Here is an 18,353-nt window from a genome sequence, read left to right on the forward strand (position 1 = left end):
CGTGTACGATGGATGAACTTGCAAAACTCGATCTCTGCGCCCAGGCGGCGCTCGTCAAGGCAGGGCAGGTGACTGCCGAAGAGCTTCTGGAGGGCGCCATAAGGCGGTCCGAAAAGACAAACCCGCAACTGAACGCCATCATCCGGCCTCTGCATGAGGAGGCTCGCAGGGAAGCGCGGGGCGCAGATAAGAGCAGCGTTTTTGCGGGCGCTCCCTTCCTCGTCAAAGACCTGTATTGCCACATGGCAGGCGTGCCAACCACGGGTGCTTCGGAGATCACACGGGATTTTGTGCCGGACCACGACAGCGAACTGATGCGCAGGTACCGCAAAGCTGGGCTCAGTACGTTCGGCAAGACCAATCTCTGCGAGTTCGGTACCCTCGGGACCACAGAGCCGAAAATCTTCGGAGCCACCCGCAATCCATGGGACATTTCACGGTCAAGCGGCGGATCGAGCGGCGGCGCTGGGGCCGCCGTGGCTGCTGGCATCGTCCCCGCAGCCCATGGCGGTGACGGAGCGGGCTCGATTCGAATTCCGGCGTCATGCTGTGGCTTATTTGGTCTAAAGCCGTCGCGTGGAAGGATCACACTCGGCCCGGATCTGGGGGACAGTACAGGTGGGATCGTGAATGAACATGTTCTATCGGTGAGCGTCCGTGACAGCGCCGCTCTCCTAGATGCGACCCGAGGGACTTTGGCTGGAGACCCCTATACGGCTCCCACCCCGGAGCTCAGCTATATCGACGTGTTGCGATCAAGGCCGCGCCGGCTCAGGATTGCGGTGACCACCACCTCGCTGCTCGACACATATGTAGATCCGGAGTGCGCAAAGGCGACGATCGAAACCGCACGTCTTTGCGAAAGCCTGGGACATGAGGTGGTCGAAGCCACCCCGCAGCTGGATGGCGATACCTACCGCACTTACTACAAGCGGTTCTGGGCAATGACCGCCACCAGGGCCATCACGGCTCTGGCCAGAAGCAGGAATGTCAGGCCCGAAAGCCTAGCGACCGGTGTCGAGCCCTTCAACCAATACCTGTACAGCGTTGGCTCGAAGGTCACGGCGGCCGATTATTTGGTAGACCTCAATTGGTTTCATGGTGTCGGCCGGACCATCGCGAACTTCCTCGGCGACTTCGATCTCTGGCTGACACCGACACTCGGCTCTCCTCCGCCTTTGCTCGGGCACTTCGATGCGGACATTCACGGCGGTGAGGAAGTCATGGAGCGGTTCCTCCAGTTCCTATCGTTCACCACATTCGCCAATATGGCCGGTCTGCCGTCCATGAGCGTGCCTCTGTACTGGACACCGGCTGGACTCCCGGTCGGCACACAATTTACGGGTCGCTTCAACGACGAGGAAACACTGTTTCAACTTGCCGCTCAGCTTGAGGAAGCTCGCCCGTGGTCGGGCAGACGGCCTCCGGTCCATGCAACGGCATAAGCGCATCATAAAAAGGGGAACCGCTATGTCATCTTCAACGTATGTGGAATTCATCAATGTCGATAAAAGCTATGACGGGCGAAACCTCGTCGTGGACAGCCTCAACCTCTCCATCTCCCAAGGCGAGTTTCTGACAATGCTTGGACCATCGGGCTCGGGCAAGACGACGAGTCTGATGATGCTCGCGGGGTTCGAGGCTCCCAGCGGCGGCCACATCCGCATCGCTGGTCGCTCATTGGCATCCGTGCCACCGCATCGCCGGAACATCGGGATGGTGTTCCAGAATTATGCCCTCTTCCCGCACATGACCGTTGCGGAAAACCTGGACTATCCCTTGCGCGTCCGCAAGCTATCCAAAGCCGAACGTAATGATCGTGTCCGCAAGGTTCTGGATGTGGTGCAGATGGGAGCTTTTGCCGAACGAAAGCCCGCGCAGCTTTCGGGCGGGCAGCAGCAGCGGATTGCACTCGCTCGGGCGATCGTTTTCGAGCCAGACGTAGTCCTTATGGATGAGCCGCTCGGCGCTCTGGACAAGAACTTGCGCGAGCATCTCCAGCTGGAAATAAAACACCTTCACGAGCGTCTCGGGATTACCGTGGTCTATGTCACCCACGACCAGTCGGAGGCCTTGACGATGTCCGACCGTGTTGCGGTGTTCAACGCTGGGAAGATCGAACAACTGGCTCCGCCAGCTGAACTTTACGAGCGTCCCGCTACTCCCTTCGTTGCAGGCTTCATCGGGGAGAACAACCGCCTTGCGGGTGAGATTTCCGGGCGGAACGGTGATGAATATGTCGTCCAAACAGAAACCGGTCACAGAATGATCGTTCGAAGCCAAATGGACTTCTCAGAATGCCAACGGGTCATGATATCTGTCCGACCCGAACGGGTGCGGCTCGATACCGCTGAGGCGTGCCTCAACACCTTTAGCGGGACTGTCGAGGAGGTGATCTATCTTGGCGACCACAAGCGCGTCCATGTCAGGGTCAGCGAGGCTTCCACGCTCATTGCAAAGCTCCCCAATGCAGGCACCAACATCGACATCAAGCCGTCTCAGGCGTTGTCCCTCGGATGGGACAGTGGCGATGCGGTACTGATCCCGGCTTGAACTTCAGGACAGACTATTATGGTTGTCTTCCGGGATCTCCACCTTCGCAACCCTAAACTGATGCGTGATCGAGCCTTCGTGGCAGGGAACTGGGTCGAAGCAACGTGGGCTGATCGTATTTCCGTGACCGATCCCTTTGATGGGAGCGCTATCGCAGACCGACCGTCATCGCTGGCGGGCGCTGGAGCGAACTGGGTGGAAATTTTTTCGAGCCAACCGTCATGACGGGCGTTACCCAGGAGATGAAGGTGGCGAAGGAAGAGACATTTGCTCCGCTGGCTCTCCTGATCGCGTTTCGCACCGAGGTCATCGCCATGGCCAACAACACGGAATACGGGCTGGCGTCCTATTTCTTCACCGGGAATTATGCGCGCATATGGAGGGTGGCTGAGGCACTTGAGGCAGGCATGGTCGGTGTCAACACCGGGCTAATCGGAAGCGAGTCAGCTCCGTTCGGAGGGGTGAAGCAGTCCGGTCTCGGGAGAGAAGGATCAACGTACGGGATCAACGAATACCTGGAGATCAAATACGTTTGCGTCGCCGGGATAGGGTGGGCTGGCCTAAGATGAAGGTCGTCTATTCCCACCTCCACAGGTTACACGTTCCAGGTGACGTGGTCGAGAACGGCGTACCTCGTCCAAGCCGCGACGTCCCCGAACGACTGGATGTTCTCCTGCGAGCTGTCAGGCAAGCGGGCCTTGAAGTTGTAGGCGCATCAGACCATGGCCTTGAAGCGCTTGCCACTGTGCACTCGACCGAATACCTGTCTTTTCTGGCATGCGCTCACAGCGAATGGCAAAGAGATGGCTTGCCTGGTTCCGTTGTGCCCGCAGCCTTTGAGACGCGACGTGAGACCTATCGGGTTAACTGGCCGCTCATTGCCAAGGCGGGTTTTCATCTGCGTGATCAAATAACACCCGTGGACGAGGGGACCTGGGACGCTGCTTACTGGGCAGCTCAAACAGCTGTTACTGCAGCGGATCTCGTCGTAAAAGGAGAACGTCAGGTCTACGCTCTTTGCCGTCCATCAGGTCACCACGCCGGGCCAGACTATGGCGGAGGTGCAACCTATTTGAACAACGCCGCAATTGCCGCTCGGCGACTGGCTGCGGAGGGAATGCGCGTTGCCATCGTCGATTTGGATGTCCACCATGGGAATGGCACGCAGGACATATTCTGGAACGATGCGAGTATCTTTTTTGCCTCCATCCACCGCAGCCCGGCAGGCTATTACCCCCACTTCACGGGTTTTCGTGAAGAGGTGGGTGGTATGTCTGCCGAAGGTGCCAACATGAACCACCCCTTAGACAAAGACGCGGGCGACAAGGAGTACCTTGTCGGCGTCGAGGGCATCTTGACCGCAGCGCTTGAACACAACCCCGCGGCTGTGGTCGTGTCGCTTGGTTTTGATGCACTCGCGAGCGATCCAGCGAAGGGGCTGGCCGTGACCGAAGAGACATTTGAAAAAGTAGGTAGGCTGATTGGAGATGTCTCGCTGCCCGTCCTACTGGTGCAGGAGGGCGGCTACGACCTGAAGAGGTTGCAGCATGTAGCGGCTCGCTTTCTTGATGGCTTCTGTTCGCCTCGTTAGCGGCCGTCGCGTTTGATTGAGGAACCAACGGCGGCGGGGACAATGTAGCGGTCGTACATATTGCTCAACGCCGCAAAAACAGACGTCCCCTTTTCGGCGCCTAACTTGCAGAGGCGACACGATCATTCGATGAAATCGAACAACATAATCTAAATTATCCAAATTCCAGAGCATGCGGGGAACGCCTATGTTGCCTCAATGAAACGACCAGTCTCCACAGATGGGAGGCAGCGAAGGAATGCACCATGCAAACTCCAGCAGTAGAATTCGGGCTCGATACCTTTGGCGATGTTACCTACGACAGCACGGGCCGACCGGAGCCACACGCGACCGTAGTTCGAAATGTTATAGAGGAAGCGAAGCTCGCGGATGAACTCGGCATCGACTTCTTCGGCGTTGGCGAACACCATAGAGAAGACTTCGCGGTGTCTTCGCCTGAAACCGTTCTGGCAGCGATTGCGGGAGTGACATCCCGGATCAAGCTTGGCTCCGCAGTTACGGTCTTGAGTTCGGACGATCCGATCAGAGTCTTTCAACGCTTCTCGACACTGGATGCCGTTTCCAACGGACGCGCCGAAGCGATTTTGGGACGGGGCTCTTTTACCGAGTCATTCCCCCTGTTCGGGCTTTCGCTGGATGACTACGAGACACTATTCCAGGAAAAGCTAGACCTGTTTTCAAAGCTGCTTGAACAGAAGCCGGTGACGTGGTCAGGCGACACGCGGCCTCCACTAAAGGATCAGAGTGTATTTCCTCCCGTCCAGAACGGGAAGCTCAAGACCTGGATCGGTGTTGGCGGTAGTCCGAACTCGGTCATTCGGGCGGCGCAGTACGCGCTACCCTTGATGTTGGCAATCATTGGCGGCAGCCCTTACCGCTTCAAGCCTTACGTCGACCTCTATCGGGAGGCGACACACAAGCTCGCCAAAGAACAGCAGCCTATAGGTATCCATTCTCCAGGATATGTAGCCGCGACAGATGCAAGGGCTCGAGACGAGTTCTGGCCGCATTACCGGGTCATGCGCGACAGGATCGGGAAGGAGCGGGGTTGGGGACCCGTTACCATGGATGAGTTCGTATCTGAAATCGATAACGGTTCGCTGTATGTCGGTTCCCCCGAAACAGTCGCGGCAAAGCTCGCTCCGGTAATCTTCACTCTAGGCATCCAGCGTTTCCAGCTCAAGTACAGCGCAGGAACTCTGCCGCACAAGGATCTGATGACGAGTATTAGGTTTTTCGGCGAGGTAGTTGTTCCCACGGTTAAAGCCGCTCTGGGGGATCGGAAAGCAGCTTAGCTCTCTCGAACCCGCATGCACATTGTCGCGGAAATCCATGCGCAGCGGACGGAGGAGGTTTGCGGGTTTACCCGTCCAACCTGCTCTGGTTTGGAGAGGCGAAACCGACAACATGCCTGTGACAGCCGCTGTGACCTGAGAAAACGATAAGCGAAAAAACGCCTTGATAAATAACTTATAAGATATAAGTTCTACTTCCAGACGCCAAAGGCGCAAGGGAACTAATTCAGAACCGGGAGCTTGTTATGCAGAAACTGTCGCGTCTTTCCTCAGTAGCAACAGTCATTGGACTCTTGCTTTCCACCCAGCCTGTGCACGCCAAGGACTGGTGGCCGTTCAAGATTGCAGCTGCAAAAAACGGCGACCTCAAGAAGGTCGAGCAAATTGAGTATACGCCGCTCCTGAAAGCAGAAAAGGCTTGGAACCTCTGCGTCCTGTATCCTCATATGCAAGACAGCTATTGGGTGTCCGTGAACTACGGACTTATCGAGGAGGCGAAGCGCCTCGGCGTGAAGGTGAGTGCATTCCAGGCTGGTGGTTACACAGCCCTCCCGAAGCAGATTGCCCAGTACGATGACTGCCTCGCGGCAGGTGCCGACGCGATCCTCATCGCCCCCATTTCTGAAGCGGGGCTCGCCTCGAAGATCAATGAGGGAATGAAAAAGGGGATCGTAAACATTGCTGTTGCAAACCCGATCCTTGAAACTCCGATTACCGCCCGCATCACCCCTGATACCTACCAGAAAGGCCTGCAGACGGGCGAATTCCTCAAGAAGCACCTCGGTGAGAATAAAGGGGCCGCCGTCGGCTTCCCCGGACCGCAAGGCAGCGGATGGGCGGAGAGCTATATGGCTGGTTTCCGCGATGCTTTGAAAACTGGCAACATTCAGCTTCTGGCCGAGCAATATGGCGAGGCCAGCGTGCCGGCACAGCTAAGGCTGGTGGAGGACGCCCTCCAGACCTACGCCGATATCAATGTGATCTGGGGGGGAGCGCCCACGGCCGAAGCAGCTGTCGGAGCGGTCGCAGATACCGGAAGGGAAGACGTGACAATCATGGCTTCTTACGAAAACCAGACGATGCTCAAAGCGGTCGCGGATGGGAAAGTCGTTGGCTTCGCCTCCGAGTTTCCTGTCATGATGGGAAAGATCAGCGTCGACCTGGCCGTTCGAGCCCTGGAGAAGAAGCCTTATGAGAAAGTCCTACTTGTGGCGCCCGGTATCGTAACGAAGGACAATATTGCGACCTTCGATACCACCCAGATATTCGCCCCTGAGGGTACAAAACCTGAATTCTCTGTGAAGTGAAGCTCCCGTAGGCGGACTAGCCGCCTACGGTTCTCAACTTTGGAAACGCAGATGTTGTTAGGTCAGAATCTCGGAAAACGGTTCGGGGGCGCTGTTGCGCTTGAAGCCGTCGATTTCGAACTGCGGAGCGGCGAAGTCCATGCGCTGCTCGGTGAAAATGGAGCGGGTAAGTCGACGCTCATCAACCTCTTGGTCGGCACATTCCCCCCGACAACAGGTTCGATTGAGCTGCAAGGAAAGAGCCATGCTTCGATGTCTCCGAACATGGCGAACGAGCTCGGCGTGGCGGCCGTGTTCCAGGAATTCAGCCTGCCCCCTGATCTGACAGTGCTCGAGAGCCTGTTCCTGGGACGTGAGAAGCGCCGGGGATTTTTACTGGATCGCCGAGGCATGAGAAGCGAAGCAGAGCAGTTGTTACAGCAACTTTCCTTCGATATCGATCTCGACCAACAGGTCTTAAGCCTTACGCGCGCTCAGAAGCAGATGGTGGAGATAGCAAAGGCCCTACGGACCAGTCCCCGTGTCCTGATATTGGACGAACCGACGGCATCTCTTACTGACGGAGAGGCGGGAAAGCTGTTTGACGCCATCGCCCAGCTCAAGATGGGCGGCGTCGGAATCATCTACGTCTCGCACCGCATGTCCGAAATCCGCAATCTGTCTGATCGGGTTACTGTTCTACGCGGCGGTCGCAGGATCGGCACAGTCAATACAGCGGACGTGTCGGACCAAGAACTGATCGAGATGATGGTAGGCCGCCCTATGGAGCAGCTGTTCCCGGTGATCAGCTCCGCTCCCGGATCAGTAGCCGTTCAGGTAAGTGACTTATCTACCGCTGACGGCACGGTCAGACACGCCTCCTTCACCGCTAGAGCGGGCGAGGTGGTCGGTCTAGCGGGGCTGGTGGGCTGTGGGCGAAGCGAGCTCTGCCGCGCTATCTTCGGTCTCACCTCTATAACAGGAGGCTCGATCGAAGTACTTGGGAAGAAGATAGGCCAGCAGCATCCCTCTTCAATGCTCGACCGCGGCCTTTGCTATTTTCCACCAGACAGGGGAGCGGAGGGTCTGGCACTCTCGCGGCCAGTTCGGGAGAACGTGACAATGAGCTCCCTGGACCTCACCTCCTTGAAGGCAGGCCCTTTTCTAGACATCCTGCGCGAGCGACGGGTCGTTAGAGGACCTTTGCAGGAGTTGAAGCTTAGGCCACTTTCGCCGGAGAGCCCGGTGTCGACGTTTTCCGGCGGCAACCAGCAGAAGGCAATGCTCGCTCGCGGGCTGATCAAAGAATACGAGGTTTACGTATTCGATGAGCCGACAGTCGGCATCGACGTCGGAGCCAAATCCGATGTGTATCAGCTTATCAAGAGGCTGGTCGAACGAGGGGCGTGCGTGATCCTATCGACGTCCGAACTCCCTGAACTCATCAACCTGTCTTCCAGGATTTACGTGATGCACCAGAGCTCAGTCGTTGCGGAGCTTCACGGAGAGGGAATGACCGAGGCTGCCGTGCTTTCCCACTATTTTGGGAACTCGGCAGAGGAAAGGAAACTCCAGTGACAAGCATAGCTGTTTCGGGAATGCCGAATGGGCGCGGTAGGAGCAGGCGCGACAGGTTCATCGCCCAGGGAGGAATTGTCCTGACGTTCCTCGTTGTCGCGGCGGTGGGGACATACTTGTTGGAGCCGAGGTTCATCAACCGCCTCAATATCCTCAACCTTCTTAGAAACTTCTCGTTTCTCCTGCTTCCGGCACTCGCCCAGATGGTCGTGATGACCACAGGGGGATTCGATCTTTCGGTGGGTGCGATGGTCGCAATTTCCTCGGTTCTGACCGCCACCGTAATGCTGTACCTGTCGTCATTCGCTCCAGACATGCCGGTAGCAGTGTCATTGACCGCTCTGGCAGCATGCCTTCTCGCTGGCGGGCTGGTGGGCTTGGTGAACGGCGTCCTTATCGCGGTGTGGAAGCTGTCACCTTTCATGGTGACACTTGCCACGGCTTCCATGATTACAGGGACGACGCTTTACTACACCCAGGGCATACCGATTTATGGTGTCCTGCAGCAGTTCTCCGACGGCGTTGGACGGGGCCAGATCGGAGGAATACCCGTCGTTGTCGTAATCACACTCGCCGTAACCGTCTGCCTTGTGATTATGCAGCGTCAGACAGCCTTCGGTCGGCATCTCTACGCGGTGGGTAGCGATTTTCGGTCGGCACGGCTTTCCGGAGTCGGCACGATACGCACCACACTCGCTGCCTATATGATCTCCAGCACCCTGGCGGCGATAACCGGATACCTTATGACGGCGCGCCTTGGCTCCGGGCAGGGCACGATCGGAGCCACGCTTGCTCTCGAGACGATCGCCGCCGCGGTTATAGGAGGTGTGTCCTTGCGCGGCGGTGTCGGGCGGGCCGAACTGGTGGCGGTCGCGGCGCTCTTTCTCGCAGTCACCAACAACGCCATGAACCTCCTCAAGATCGACAGTCGTTTCCAAACGCTGATGCTGGGCGTCATCCTGATCGCCGCGCTGTGGACCGAACGATCCCTCATAAGGAAGAAGTGATGGCGGAATTGGCTCTCCCTGAAAACCGTTCCTTCGACAAGGCCAAGCTGCGGACATGGACGCTGCCTGCTGCAGTAATTGCTGTGTTCGTCGGCTTCTCGATCGTCGAGCCCCGCGTGTTCTCGCAGGCGAACATCTTCAATATAGTCACACAAACAAGCTACCTGGCCATATTCGCAATGGCGCAGACGGTCGTGATCGTAACTCGGGGATTTGATCTCTCGCTCGGCTTCGCAGTTTCGCTCGTCAGTGTCCTCTCTGCCATTGTAATGGTCGCGGTGGGCGAGCCCACCTTATACCAACCGTCAGTGAGCATGACTCTGAAGGGGATTCCCAGCAGCCAACGAATCTGAATCTGTGATGCAAACTGGAGGTTTGTGATGGGTTCAGCGATTTCTTTGCGATCGGACTTCGACGGAGCCAGGTTGCGGCTTCTGGCTCGGCAGACACGCGATGCCGATCAGGCACGGCGGCTTCTGGCACTTGCATCGATCTATGATGGCGGCTCACGCGCCGATGCCGCCCGGCTTGGCAGTGTGACGGTTCAGATCGTGCGCGACTGGGTGGTGCGCTTCAATGAACGCGGTCCCGCCGGCCTTATCAACGGCAAGGCCCCGGGCAAACCTTCTCTCCTGAACGATGAACAGCGAACGGCTTTGGCGCAAGCCATAGAGCGCGGACCGACCCCGTATCTGGATGGAGTCGTTCGCTGGCGTCTGTGTGATCTGGCGCAATGGATTTGGGAAGAGTTCCGCATCTCGGTGAGCGAGGAGACCCTGGGCCGCGAAGTGCGTGCCATGGGCTATCGCAAGCTCTCGGCTCGCCCAAGACATCATGCGCAGGATGCCGAGGCGGCCGAGGCATTTAAAAAAACTTCCCCGCCGCTGTGGCAGAAATCGCCGCAGGTCCCGCCAAGGGCAAAGTAATCGAAATCTGGTTCCAGGACGAAGCCCGGATAGGCCAGAAGAACAAGATCACGCGTCGTTGGGCCAAGCGGGGCTCAAGGCCGTCCGCGCCGCACGACCAGCGAACCCGATCGGCCTATATCTTCGGTGCCATCTGTCCCAAGCACGGCAAGGCCGCCGCTCTCGTCATGCCGTGGTGCGACACCCATGCCATGAACCAGCACCTGATCGAGATATCCCGCAACGTCGCCGTTCATGCACACGCCGTCCTCATCATGGATCAGGCCGGATGGCACATGTCCAACAATCTCGTCGTTCCAGAAAACATCACCATCCTGCCACTGCCGCCCAAATCGCCCGAGTTGAACCCGGTCGAAAACATCTGGCAGTTCATGAGGGACAACTGGCTCTCAAACCGAGTCTTCAAATCCTACGAGGATATCGTCGACCACTGCTGCTACGCTTGGAGAACCCTCCAGCAACGACCATGGAAGATCATGTCAATCGGCCGACGCAAATGGGCGCAAGGGTTCTAATCAGTGACGGTTGGTATTAGCGATAGCCGCCGGCATATTTACCGGCCTTGTTGTGGCTGTGATTATAGGCATGGCAAACGGTGTGCTGATTGCAGGAATCGGAATAAACCCGCTCGTGACGACGCTCGGCGTCGCCAACATAGTTTTATCCCTCGCCTCAACAGTAAGCGGAGGCTTTCCGGTCAGCGGTTTCACTCTTCAATTCAGTCAGTTGTTTGCCCAAAGCTCGTTCCTAGGGCTTCCCGTTCCGGTGGTCGTCGCGGCTGTGGTTTTCGCGGGATTGTCCGTGTTGATGAATTTGACCTCATTCGGACGCAGCCTCTATATAATTGGGGCCAACCCCAAAGCCGCCGTGGTCGCCGGGATCAGGAGTGGTCCCGTCGTTGCGGCGGCCTACTGCCTGTGCGGAATGCTCGTCGGGCTCGGCGCTTTGATGCTGACAGCGCGAACTGGCTCGGGTGAACCGAACCTGGGAGGCAACCTCACCCTGGAATCCATCGCGGCCGCTGTAGTCGGAGGCGTGAAGCTCTCCGGCGGCGAGGGCGGCGTTGGAGCCGCAGTCCTTGGCGCGCTGTTTGTCACCGTGCTGTCGAACGGAATGAACCTTACTCAGGTAGACGGCTATCTCCAGCAGATCTGCCTCGGCGCGATCATCATCATTGCCCTGGTCACCAGCCGTGGCCACAGCAGACATTAATAGAGGAAGCTATGGGATATCAGGTTTGTATCGATATCGGCGGGACTTTCACCGACTGCCTTGTGTCAGATAAGAATGGCGAGATCTCGATTTTTAAGTCGCCCACCACGCCGGGCGAGTTCGAGAAAGGGTTCATCAATGTCCTGAACGTGGCCGCCGAAGGTTATGGCCTCGCGCCTGACGCCTTCCTCAAAGATATCGACCTTATCGTCCACGGGTCCACCGTTTCGACCAACGCTCTGGTCGAGAAGAAGACGGTGAAGGTAGGGTTGATCCTGACAGCCGGACACCAGGACATCCTCGTGCTGCGCGAAGGTCCGCGAAAAGGAGCCTTCCAGTGGAAACTCAATTATCCTGAGCCTTACGTACCGCGGCATTTGACTAGGACAGTGACCGAGAGGATCGATGCCCGGGGTCGCGTCCTCACAAGCCTGCTCGAAGACGACGTTTTGCGCGCCGCTTCCGATTTCAAGGCTTCCGCCGTCGAGGCGGTCGCCGTCGGGCTCCTTTGGTCCGTGGTCAACAGCCAGCACGAGCTGAAGGTCCGGGAAATCCTTGAGCGTGAACTGCCGGGAGTTCCTGTAACCCTGAGCCATGAGATCAATCCGATGCCGCGGGAATACAAACGCGTGATCGCGGCCGCCATCGACGCCTCGATCAATCCCATCGTTCGCACCTATATCGAGCGGCTCAAGATGGCACTAGACGAGGCGCAGTTCGCAGGGGAGTTGCTTCTGGCGAACTGCGTGGGCGGGATGATGCCGGTGCCAGAGATGATCCGGAAGCCTATCTATAGCGTCATGTCCGGGCCGACACTCGCACCGATGGCGGCGCTGGCTTTATCATCCGAGCCCGACATAATCGTCGGCGACATGGGCGGTACCACGTTTGACGTTTCCGCTCTGCGAAGCCACCAGATCATCGTTACGCCAGATTCCATGATCCACGACGACTCTCTGGGCATTCCCAAGGTGGACGTAAGGTCCGTCGGCGCTGGAGGTGGTTCTATCGCTTCGGTCGATGCTGGAGGGATGCTTCATGTCGGCCCTCATAGCGCAGGCGCTCGACCGGGCCCTGCCTGCTATCAACGGGGAGGCATGAAACCCACGGTAACGGATGCGAACGTCGTCCTCGGTATCATCGATCCCGACTACTTCCTCGGCGGAAAGATGAAGCTAAGCAAGGAGCGGGCGGAGCAAGCACTGGCGGAAGTCGCCGCGCCTCTAGGTCTGTCGATCGAGGAATCGGCATTCGCGATCTATACCACAAGCAATCACAACATGGTCGCCGCGATCGAAGAGATCACGGTGCGTGAGGGCATCAACCCGCGTGATAGCTTCTTCGTCTGCGGTGGCGGCGCAACGGCGATACACATTGCAGACATGGCCGATATCCTCGGCCTCAAAAGATATATGATACCAAGATTCATGGCGGGATTGAGCGCATTCGGCGGACTCATTTCTGATATCCGGAGAGAGGATACCGCCGTCCTACTTACTTCCAGCGCGACGTTTGACGCTGAAGGTGTCACTGACGCTCTCGGAGGGCTCCTCAAAGCAGGCCGTCAATTCCTTGCCGAAGCAGGGGTGTCGCCGGAGAACCAGCGCTTCGAGTTCGCCTTCCTTGGACGATACGAGTACCAGTCATTCGAAATCGAGGTGCCATTTGTTCCAAAAGACCGCGCGGTAACGCCAGGCCAGCTTCAACGTCTTGTGGAGGATTTCCACCGAATGCACGAGCGCATCTATTCGATTAGGTCGGATGGTGACGTGGTCGAGTTCACCGGATGGAAACTCAGGTCCATCGGCAAGCGCGACGGCCAGGATATCTGGCTTAACCACAAAGTGCCTCGTCAGATAGAAACCGTCACGGCCGCAGGTTCCCGAGCCGTTTACAGTCATTCGCTCGGTCGCCGCGAAGAAATCCCGGTATTCAAGCTCTCGTCTCTCGGCTGCGGGGCCGCGGTTGATGGCCCCTGCGTCATCGATGCGGACACATTCACCGCCTTCCTCAAGAGGAGCCATCGCGCAACGATCGACGACTACGGGAATGTCGTCGTAACGGTCGAATGACCGCAGGAGAACCACATGAATACTGTCGCGAAGTTCGAAGCCGAGCATATGAATCGTCGGGTGGACCCATTCATAATGTCGGTTCTCAAGAGCCGTTTCGAAGCGATCGTGCGCGAGATGACACTCGTGGTGATGCGCGCCAGCCGCTCGGCCGTGATCAAAAATGCCCGCGATTTCAGCTGCGCCATCCTCACCTACGACCATCGCCTGGTTTCTGTCGAGGACGCGCTGCCGATCCATGTGATGTCCATGGACATGGCGACGCGCCCGATCACCCGGTTCTTTGACGACATCAAGCCGGGCGACATCTTCTTCAATAACTGCCCTTTCACGGGCGGCACCCATCACGCCGACCTTATAGTGGCAATGCCTGTCTTCTATGACGGCGAGCCGCTCTTCTGGATGATCGCTCTCTCGCATCACGCGGACACCGGAGCGCCTGTGCCCTCTACATATCTGCCTTTCGCCAAGAGCATATTCGAAGAGGGCATTCATTTTCCGTGTGTGCGTGTGGCAGAGAATTACGTCGAGAAGGCCGATATCCTTCGGATCGGCAGCACGAGAAATAGAGTGCCGGAACTTTGGCTGGGCGATGTCCGTGCGCAGATCGGCGCTTGCCGCACGGGCGAAAAGCGGATTGCGGAACTGGTTGGTAAGTATGGCAGGGACGTCGTGACGGACTTTGTTGAAGACTGGTTCGATTATGGTGCTCGGTGCGCGAAGGCGGCGATCGCAAAACTTCCGGCCGGGAGCTACACTTATGAAACCCGGCACGATCCAGTACCTGGAGTGGCGGAAGATGGAATTCCAGTCAGGATCACGGTGACGGTCGATCCCCAAGCCGGAGAAATCGTCGTGGACGCCCGCGACAATATCGACAACGTGCCTGGCGGCCTCAATCTCTCGGAGAACACAGCAACAGGGTCCTGCCGTATCGGAGTTTTCAACAATCTTGATGAGTCTGTTCCTCACAATGAAGGAGCAAAGTCACAGATAAAGGTGCTCCTGAGGGAAGGGAGCGTGGTTGGCAAGCCTTCGCCGCAGGTAGGTACATCGGTCGCGACCACCAACGTCAATGACCGCCTTATGATGGCGGGAAACTGTGTATTCTCCGAGATGGGTGCGCCGTATGGCCAAGCGGAAGGCGGGTCCCATCTTCCGGCAGGCATCGGTGTCATCTCGGGTCGCGACCCCTTCAAAGGCGGTCGGTCTTACGTGAACCAGATATTCGTCGGCTACGCAGGCGGTGGAGCGCGCAGCGAGTACGATGGCTGGCTTACCTATTGCGGCCCTGCCAACGCGGGTCTGATCCAGTTAGACTCGGTCGAGGTGGACGAGTCGATGTATCCAATCATTATCGAGAGCCGAGGTGTTGTTGCAGACAGCCAAGGATACGGCCAATTCGAAGGCGCTCCTGCAGTTGGTGGCGTCTTTTATCCACTGGAGCACGACATGACGATCGTATATGCTGCGGATGGAACGACGTTTCCCCCTAAGGGCGTGCTAGGTGGTCGAAATGGGGGAGCAAGCTCAAGTTGGAAGATTACTTCCACGGGTCATACCGCCGACCTACCTGCCTTCGCGGAAGTGGTGATCGAAAACGGGGCAAAGATCGCCTTCAGAGCTTGCGGCGGGGGCGGCTACGGTAGTCCGCTTGATCGCGATCGGGTGAGGGTTTTAGAAACCGTAAACCGTGGATGGCTATCGCCTGAGAAAGCCAAAGAGGTATATGGAGTAGGGGTACGATTGACGTCGCAGCCCGGCCTGTTTGAGCTGATAACTTAGTGGCAATCTCGTTACTTTCACGGACCATGGTATCAACCGTGAGACGACGACGGAACCGTAAAAATCGGCTGCGAACATGCCTGGTCAGCAGCCGGCTTCCATGACGGTTTCGGGAAGCCATTGGAAACACCCATGTTCCACCCAAGGAAGCGCCAGCAAGCACCATGCCGCCGCGCTGAGGCAACGTGATCCGCCTTCGATGTGCAAGGCGCGTCAGGCCAGATGGCGGGCATTTCGACAGGTGGCTTCTCCACATTTCAAATCATTCTTGGAGAAACAGGCAACCTTCGTAGAGGCTTAATCTACCGGTCGCATTCGGTCAGTCGCTAAGTTTCTCTCGTGTCCAAAGCGCAATCGGCGCAAGCGAGAGGAAAGCAAAATGTCGAAGGTTTGGTTTATCACTGGTGCAGCCCGCGGTATCGGCAAGGAAGTGGCACGTGCGGCGTTGGCTGCCGGAGATAAGGTTGTCATCACTGGCCGCAATGTCGAGCAGCTCACGAAGGCATACAAGGGCGATGACGATGTTTTGGCTCTTCAGCTCGATGTATCGAACGAAGAACAAGCCGCAACTGCAGTCGACGCTGCTGTGGCCTATTTCGGCCGCATCGACGTTCTTCTGAACAATGCCGGCTTCGGCCAACTCGGACTATTCGAAGAAATCGGCTCCGCTGCAATCGTCAACCAGTTCAACACCAACGTGTTCGGTCTCCTCAACGTGACCCGCGCGGTGCTCCCCGTCATGCGCAAACAGCGCGGCGGCCACATCCTCAATGTATCATCGATTGGCGGGTCCGTTGGCTTTGCGGGTTCTACAGTCTACTGCGCCACGAAATATGCTGTCGAAGGGTTCTCTGAATCGCTCGCGCTTGAGGTTGCCGACTTCGGCATCAAGGTCTCGATCGTAGCGCCCGGCTTCGTCCGTACGGACTTTCTCGACAGTTCATCGGTTCGTTACGGTGACAAGACGATCGATGACTACGCCGAAGTCTCCGCCAATATCCGCGCCACCTACGACAGCTACAGCCACAAACAAGCTGGCGACCCCAAGAAACTGGCGAGCGCGATCGTGACGCTTGCCAATCAGAACGAGCCTCCGGTGCGCCTGCTCACGGGATCGGACGCTATCGCCATGGCAAGGGAGAAAATCGGGAAGGTCGATCAGGAAATCGATCGTTGGCAGGATCTCTCCGCTTCCACGGACATCATTGAATAAGGATGGTCACGAGGAGACCGGCGCTCCTGCCGGTCCCTCCTTAAAGTTTGAACTGATGTATAAAAGTCAGAAGATAGCAGCACTGATCGGACAAAATACCGGGATGGACGGCGTCTTCTCGACCATCCTGCCCGGCGTTTTCCTGCTGCGCGCCTCACGTCCGACGGCCCCGATACACACCATCTATGAGCCGAGCCTTTGTTTCGTCGCTCAGGGCCGTAAGCAGGTGTCCGCTGGTTCCCTGAATTATACCTACGAACCGGGGGCGGCGCTTGCAGTTTCCGTCGCGTTGCCTGTGCGTGGGCAAGTGTTGGAGGCTTCCCCTTTAGAGCCCTTTCTGTGTTTGCGCATTGAGTTGAGGCAGGAAACTTTCGCTGGACTTCGCGGCATTAGCACAAGCCAGTCTGACGCTAACTGTCTTCACCCAGGAATGGGTATCGTTCCGTCCTCCATCTCTCTGGAAGACGCACTTGTCCGGACATTGCAGCTTCTCGCAGAACCGCGAGAAGCTAGGGTGCTTTGGCCCCTGTTGGAAAAAGAAATCAGCTATCATCTGCTGTCGGAATGCTCGAGCCCTGTCCTCAGGCAACTATCACTGCCAGCGCGCCGATTTCAGCACATTACGCGGGCTGCCGGCTACCTGCGCCGACATTTCCGCAAAAGCGATGCGCCAAAAGACCTCTCCATTTGGGCTGGCGCTCGGACCATGACCCTCGATCGTGATTTCAGACTTGTGACAGGAATGAACGTTGCTGGCTACGTGCGCACCCTGCGTCTGCAGGAGTCCCGGCGACTGCTGATGTTGGGTATTCAGGATCCATGCGAGCTCGCAAGGAGCACGGGTTACTTCGACGCATCTACCTTTCTACAGGACTACAGCACAACGTTCCATTCGACGCCCGTTATGGATGCCGAGCATTGGCGTCACACTTCCAGACCCGCTGGAGAAGAGTGATCAGACTTGCTCTCCTTCACGTAGTCGATCCACGCTCTGAAAGCAGGCGAGACCTGCCGGCGGCTTGGGTAGAACAGGCTAAAACCGGGCAGGGACCGTACCCAATCCGGCAGCACTTTTACCAAGGTGCCCGCCGCAAGGTCACCCGTCACCTGAGACTCGAACAAAAAGGCGAGCCCGAGGCCGTCCAAGGCCGCCGCGCGGATTGCTTCGCCGCTGTCCAGCACAAGCGGCCCGTCTCCTCGAAACTCAAATCGCGCATTGTCTTTTTCAAGGGGCCATCGGAAGATTCTGCCAGAGGTCGCAAACCGGTAGTTGATGCATCGGTGGGATTGCAGGTCAGCTGGCGTTGACGGCAGGCTCTCGAAGCTCGCCAGATATCCCGGGCTCCCAACAATAGCGGCTGGCGACGTTGAAGACAAACCAACCGCTACCATGTCTTTTTCGACCAGCGAACCAAAGCGAATACCGCCGTCAAAACTTGCCGAGATGACATCAGTCAGGCCATCGTTGACGGAAACCTCCATGCTGACGTGCGGATACCTGGCGACAAACCCGGATAGCCTCGGGCGTATGAGCATATCATAGGCGACCTGCACGGTCGTCAGCCGGATTGTCCCGGCTACGTGAGAACGCATATCCTGCAGACCCTGGAGTTCGGCCTCGATTCCGCGCAATGCCGGTTGCAGGGTCGCAAGAAGCCGTGTGCCGGCCTCCGTGGGCGACACATTCCCCGGACCTGTTGCGCTGGATGTACTCCCGCTCCAACACAAAGGCGGTTGAGATAAAGGCTAGCCATATGGTCCAAATGTCTCAGACCAAGCGGGTAGCGGACATGATCATGGAGGCGGTGAGAGCAGTAGAATAACAGGAAAGAGCA

General features: G+C 57.5%; 15 protein-coding genes and 1 pseudogene. 15 read left to right on the top strand and 1 reads right to left on the bottom strand.

Annotated features, from left to right (window positions below):
- The first annotated feature begins 8 nt into the window (after positions 1-8).
- The 15 genes and pseudogenes from PY308_RS21315 (at position 9) to PY308_RS21385 (ending at position 17,473) form a co-directional block, all read left to right on the top strand.
- Positions 9-1,445, top strand: coding sequence for an amidase (locus tag PY308_RS21315; protein ID WP_275791423.1), 1,437 nt, complete (start codon positions 9-11; stop codon positions 1,443-1,445).
- 25 nt (positions 1,446-1,470) lie between these two features.
- Positions 1,471-2,553: an ABC transporter ATP-binding protein gene (locus PY308_RS21320; protein ID WP_275791499.1), complete on the top strand. Its 1,083-nt coding sequence runs from the start codon at positions 1,471-1,473 to the stop codon at positions 2,551-2,553.
- A gap of 164 nt (positions 2,554-2,717) precedes the next feature.
- Positions 2,718-3,122: pseudogene (locus PY308_RS21325) on the top strand (aldehyde dehydrogenase family protein); the annotation flags it as partial.
- Entirely contained in the window at positions 3,119-4,144 is a 1,026-nt protein-coding gene (locus PY308_RS21330) for a histone deacetylase family protein (RefSeq protein ID WP_275791424.1), read from the top strand. The pseudogene PY308_RS21325 and the gene PY308_RS21330, both read left to right, overlap by 4 nt.
- A 245-nt stretch (positions 4,145-4,389) precedes the next feature.
- Positions 4,390-5,439, top strand: a complete 1,050-nt coding sequence (locus PY308_RS21335) for an LLM class flavin-dependent oxidoreductase (RefSeq protein ID WP_275791426.1) — start codon at positions 4,390-4,392, stop codon at positions 5,437-5,439.
- 245 nt (positions 5,440-5,684) lie between these two features.
- On the top strand, positions 5,685-6,746 hold the full coding sequence (gene torT / locus PY308_RS21340) for a TMAO reductase system periplasmic protein TorT (protein WP_275791428.1): 1,062 nt from the start codon (positions 5,685-5,687) through the stop codon (positions 6,744-6,746).
- A 39-nt stretch (positions 6,747-6,785) separates the two neighbouring features.
- The gene (locus PY308_RS21345) at positions 6,786-8,303 is read left to right on the top strand and encodes a sugar ABC transporter ATP-binding protein (protein WP_275791429.1); all 1,518 of its coding nucleotides are present in this window, start codon (positions 6,786-6,788) and stop codon (positions 8,301-8,303) included.
- Entirely contained in the window at positions 8,300-9,310 is a 1,011-nt protein-coding gene (locus PY308_RS21350; RefSeq protein WP_275791430.1) for an ABC transporter permease, read from the top strand. The genes PY308_RS21345 and PY308_RS21350 overlap by 4 nt, the downstream gene beginning before the upstream one ends.
- Positions 9,310-9,663: a hypothetical protein gene (locus tag PY308_RS21355; RefSeq protein WP_275791431.1), complete on the top strand. Its 354-nt coding sequence runs from the start codon at positions 9,310-9,312 to the stop codon at positions 9,661-9,663. Before PY308_RS21350 ends, PY308_RS21355 begins: the two co-directional genes overlap by 1 nt.
- Before the next feature lie 27 nt (positions 9,664-9,690).
- Positions 9,691-10,751 (top strand): IS630 family transposase gene (locus PY308_RS21360; RefSeq protein ID WP_275782665.1). Its coding sequence is split into 2 segments (ribosomal slippage): positions 9,691-10,183 and positions 10,183-10,751, totalling 1,062 coding nucleotides; the frame shifts between segments, so codons are not numbered across the junction.
- Between the two features lie 70 nt (positions 10,752-10,821).
- Complete coding sequence (locus tag PY308_RS21365) at positions 10,822-11,448, top strand: ABC transporter permease (RefSeq protein WP_275791432.1); 627 nt, start codon at positions 10,822-10,824, stop codon at positions 11,446-11,448.
- 11 nt (positions 11,449-11,459) lie between these two features.
- On the top strand, positions 11,460-13,520 hold the full coding sequence (locus PY308_RS21370; RefSeq protein ID WP_275791433.1) for a hydantoinase/oxoprolinase family protein: 2,061 nt from the start codon (positions 11,460-11,462) through the stop codon (positions 13,518-13,520).
- A 15-nt stretch (positions 13,521-13,535) separates the two neighbouring features.
- Positions 13,536-15,305 (top strand): hydantoinase B/oxoprolinase family protein, encoded by a 1,770-nt coding sequence (locus PY308_RS21375; RefSeq protein ID WP_275791434.1) that lies wholly within the window; start codon positions 13,536-13,538, stop codon positions 15,303-15,305.
- A 379-nt stretch (positions 15,306-15,684) separates the two neighbouring features.
- On the top strand, positions 15,685-16,518 hold the full coding sequence (locus tag PY308_RS21380) for an oxidoreductase (protein ID WP_275791435.1): 834 nt from the start codon (positions 15,685-15,687) through the stop codon (positions 16,516-16,518).
- Positions 16,511-17,473, top strand: coding sequence for an AraC family transcriptional regulator N-terminal domain-containing protein (locus PY308_RS21385; RefSeq protein ID WP_275791436.1), 963 nt, complete (start codon positions 16,511-16,513; stop codon positions 17,471-17,473). The genes PY308_RS21380 and PY308_RS21385 overlap by 8 nt, the downstream gene beginning before the upstream one ends.
- On the opposite strand, the gene PY308_RS21390 is transcribed toward PY308_RS21385, so the two are convergent.
- Positions 17,443-18,201 carry a LysR substrate-binding domain-containing protein gene (locus PY308_RS21390; RefSeq protein WP_275791437.1) on the bottom strand — a complete coding sequence of 253 codons (759 nt, stop codon included), beginning with the start codon at positions 18,199-18,201 and terminating at the stop codon, positions 17,443-17,445. The genes PY308_RS21385 and PY308_RS21390 overlap by 31 nt on opposite strands.
- Positions 18,202-18,353 lie beyond the last annotated feature (152 nt).

This window comes from Pararhizobium gei (genome assembly GCF_029223885.1).
Lineage (GTDB): Bacteria > Pseudomonadota > Alphaproteobacteria > Rhizobiales > Rhizobiaceae > Pararhizobium > Pararhizobium gei.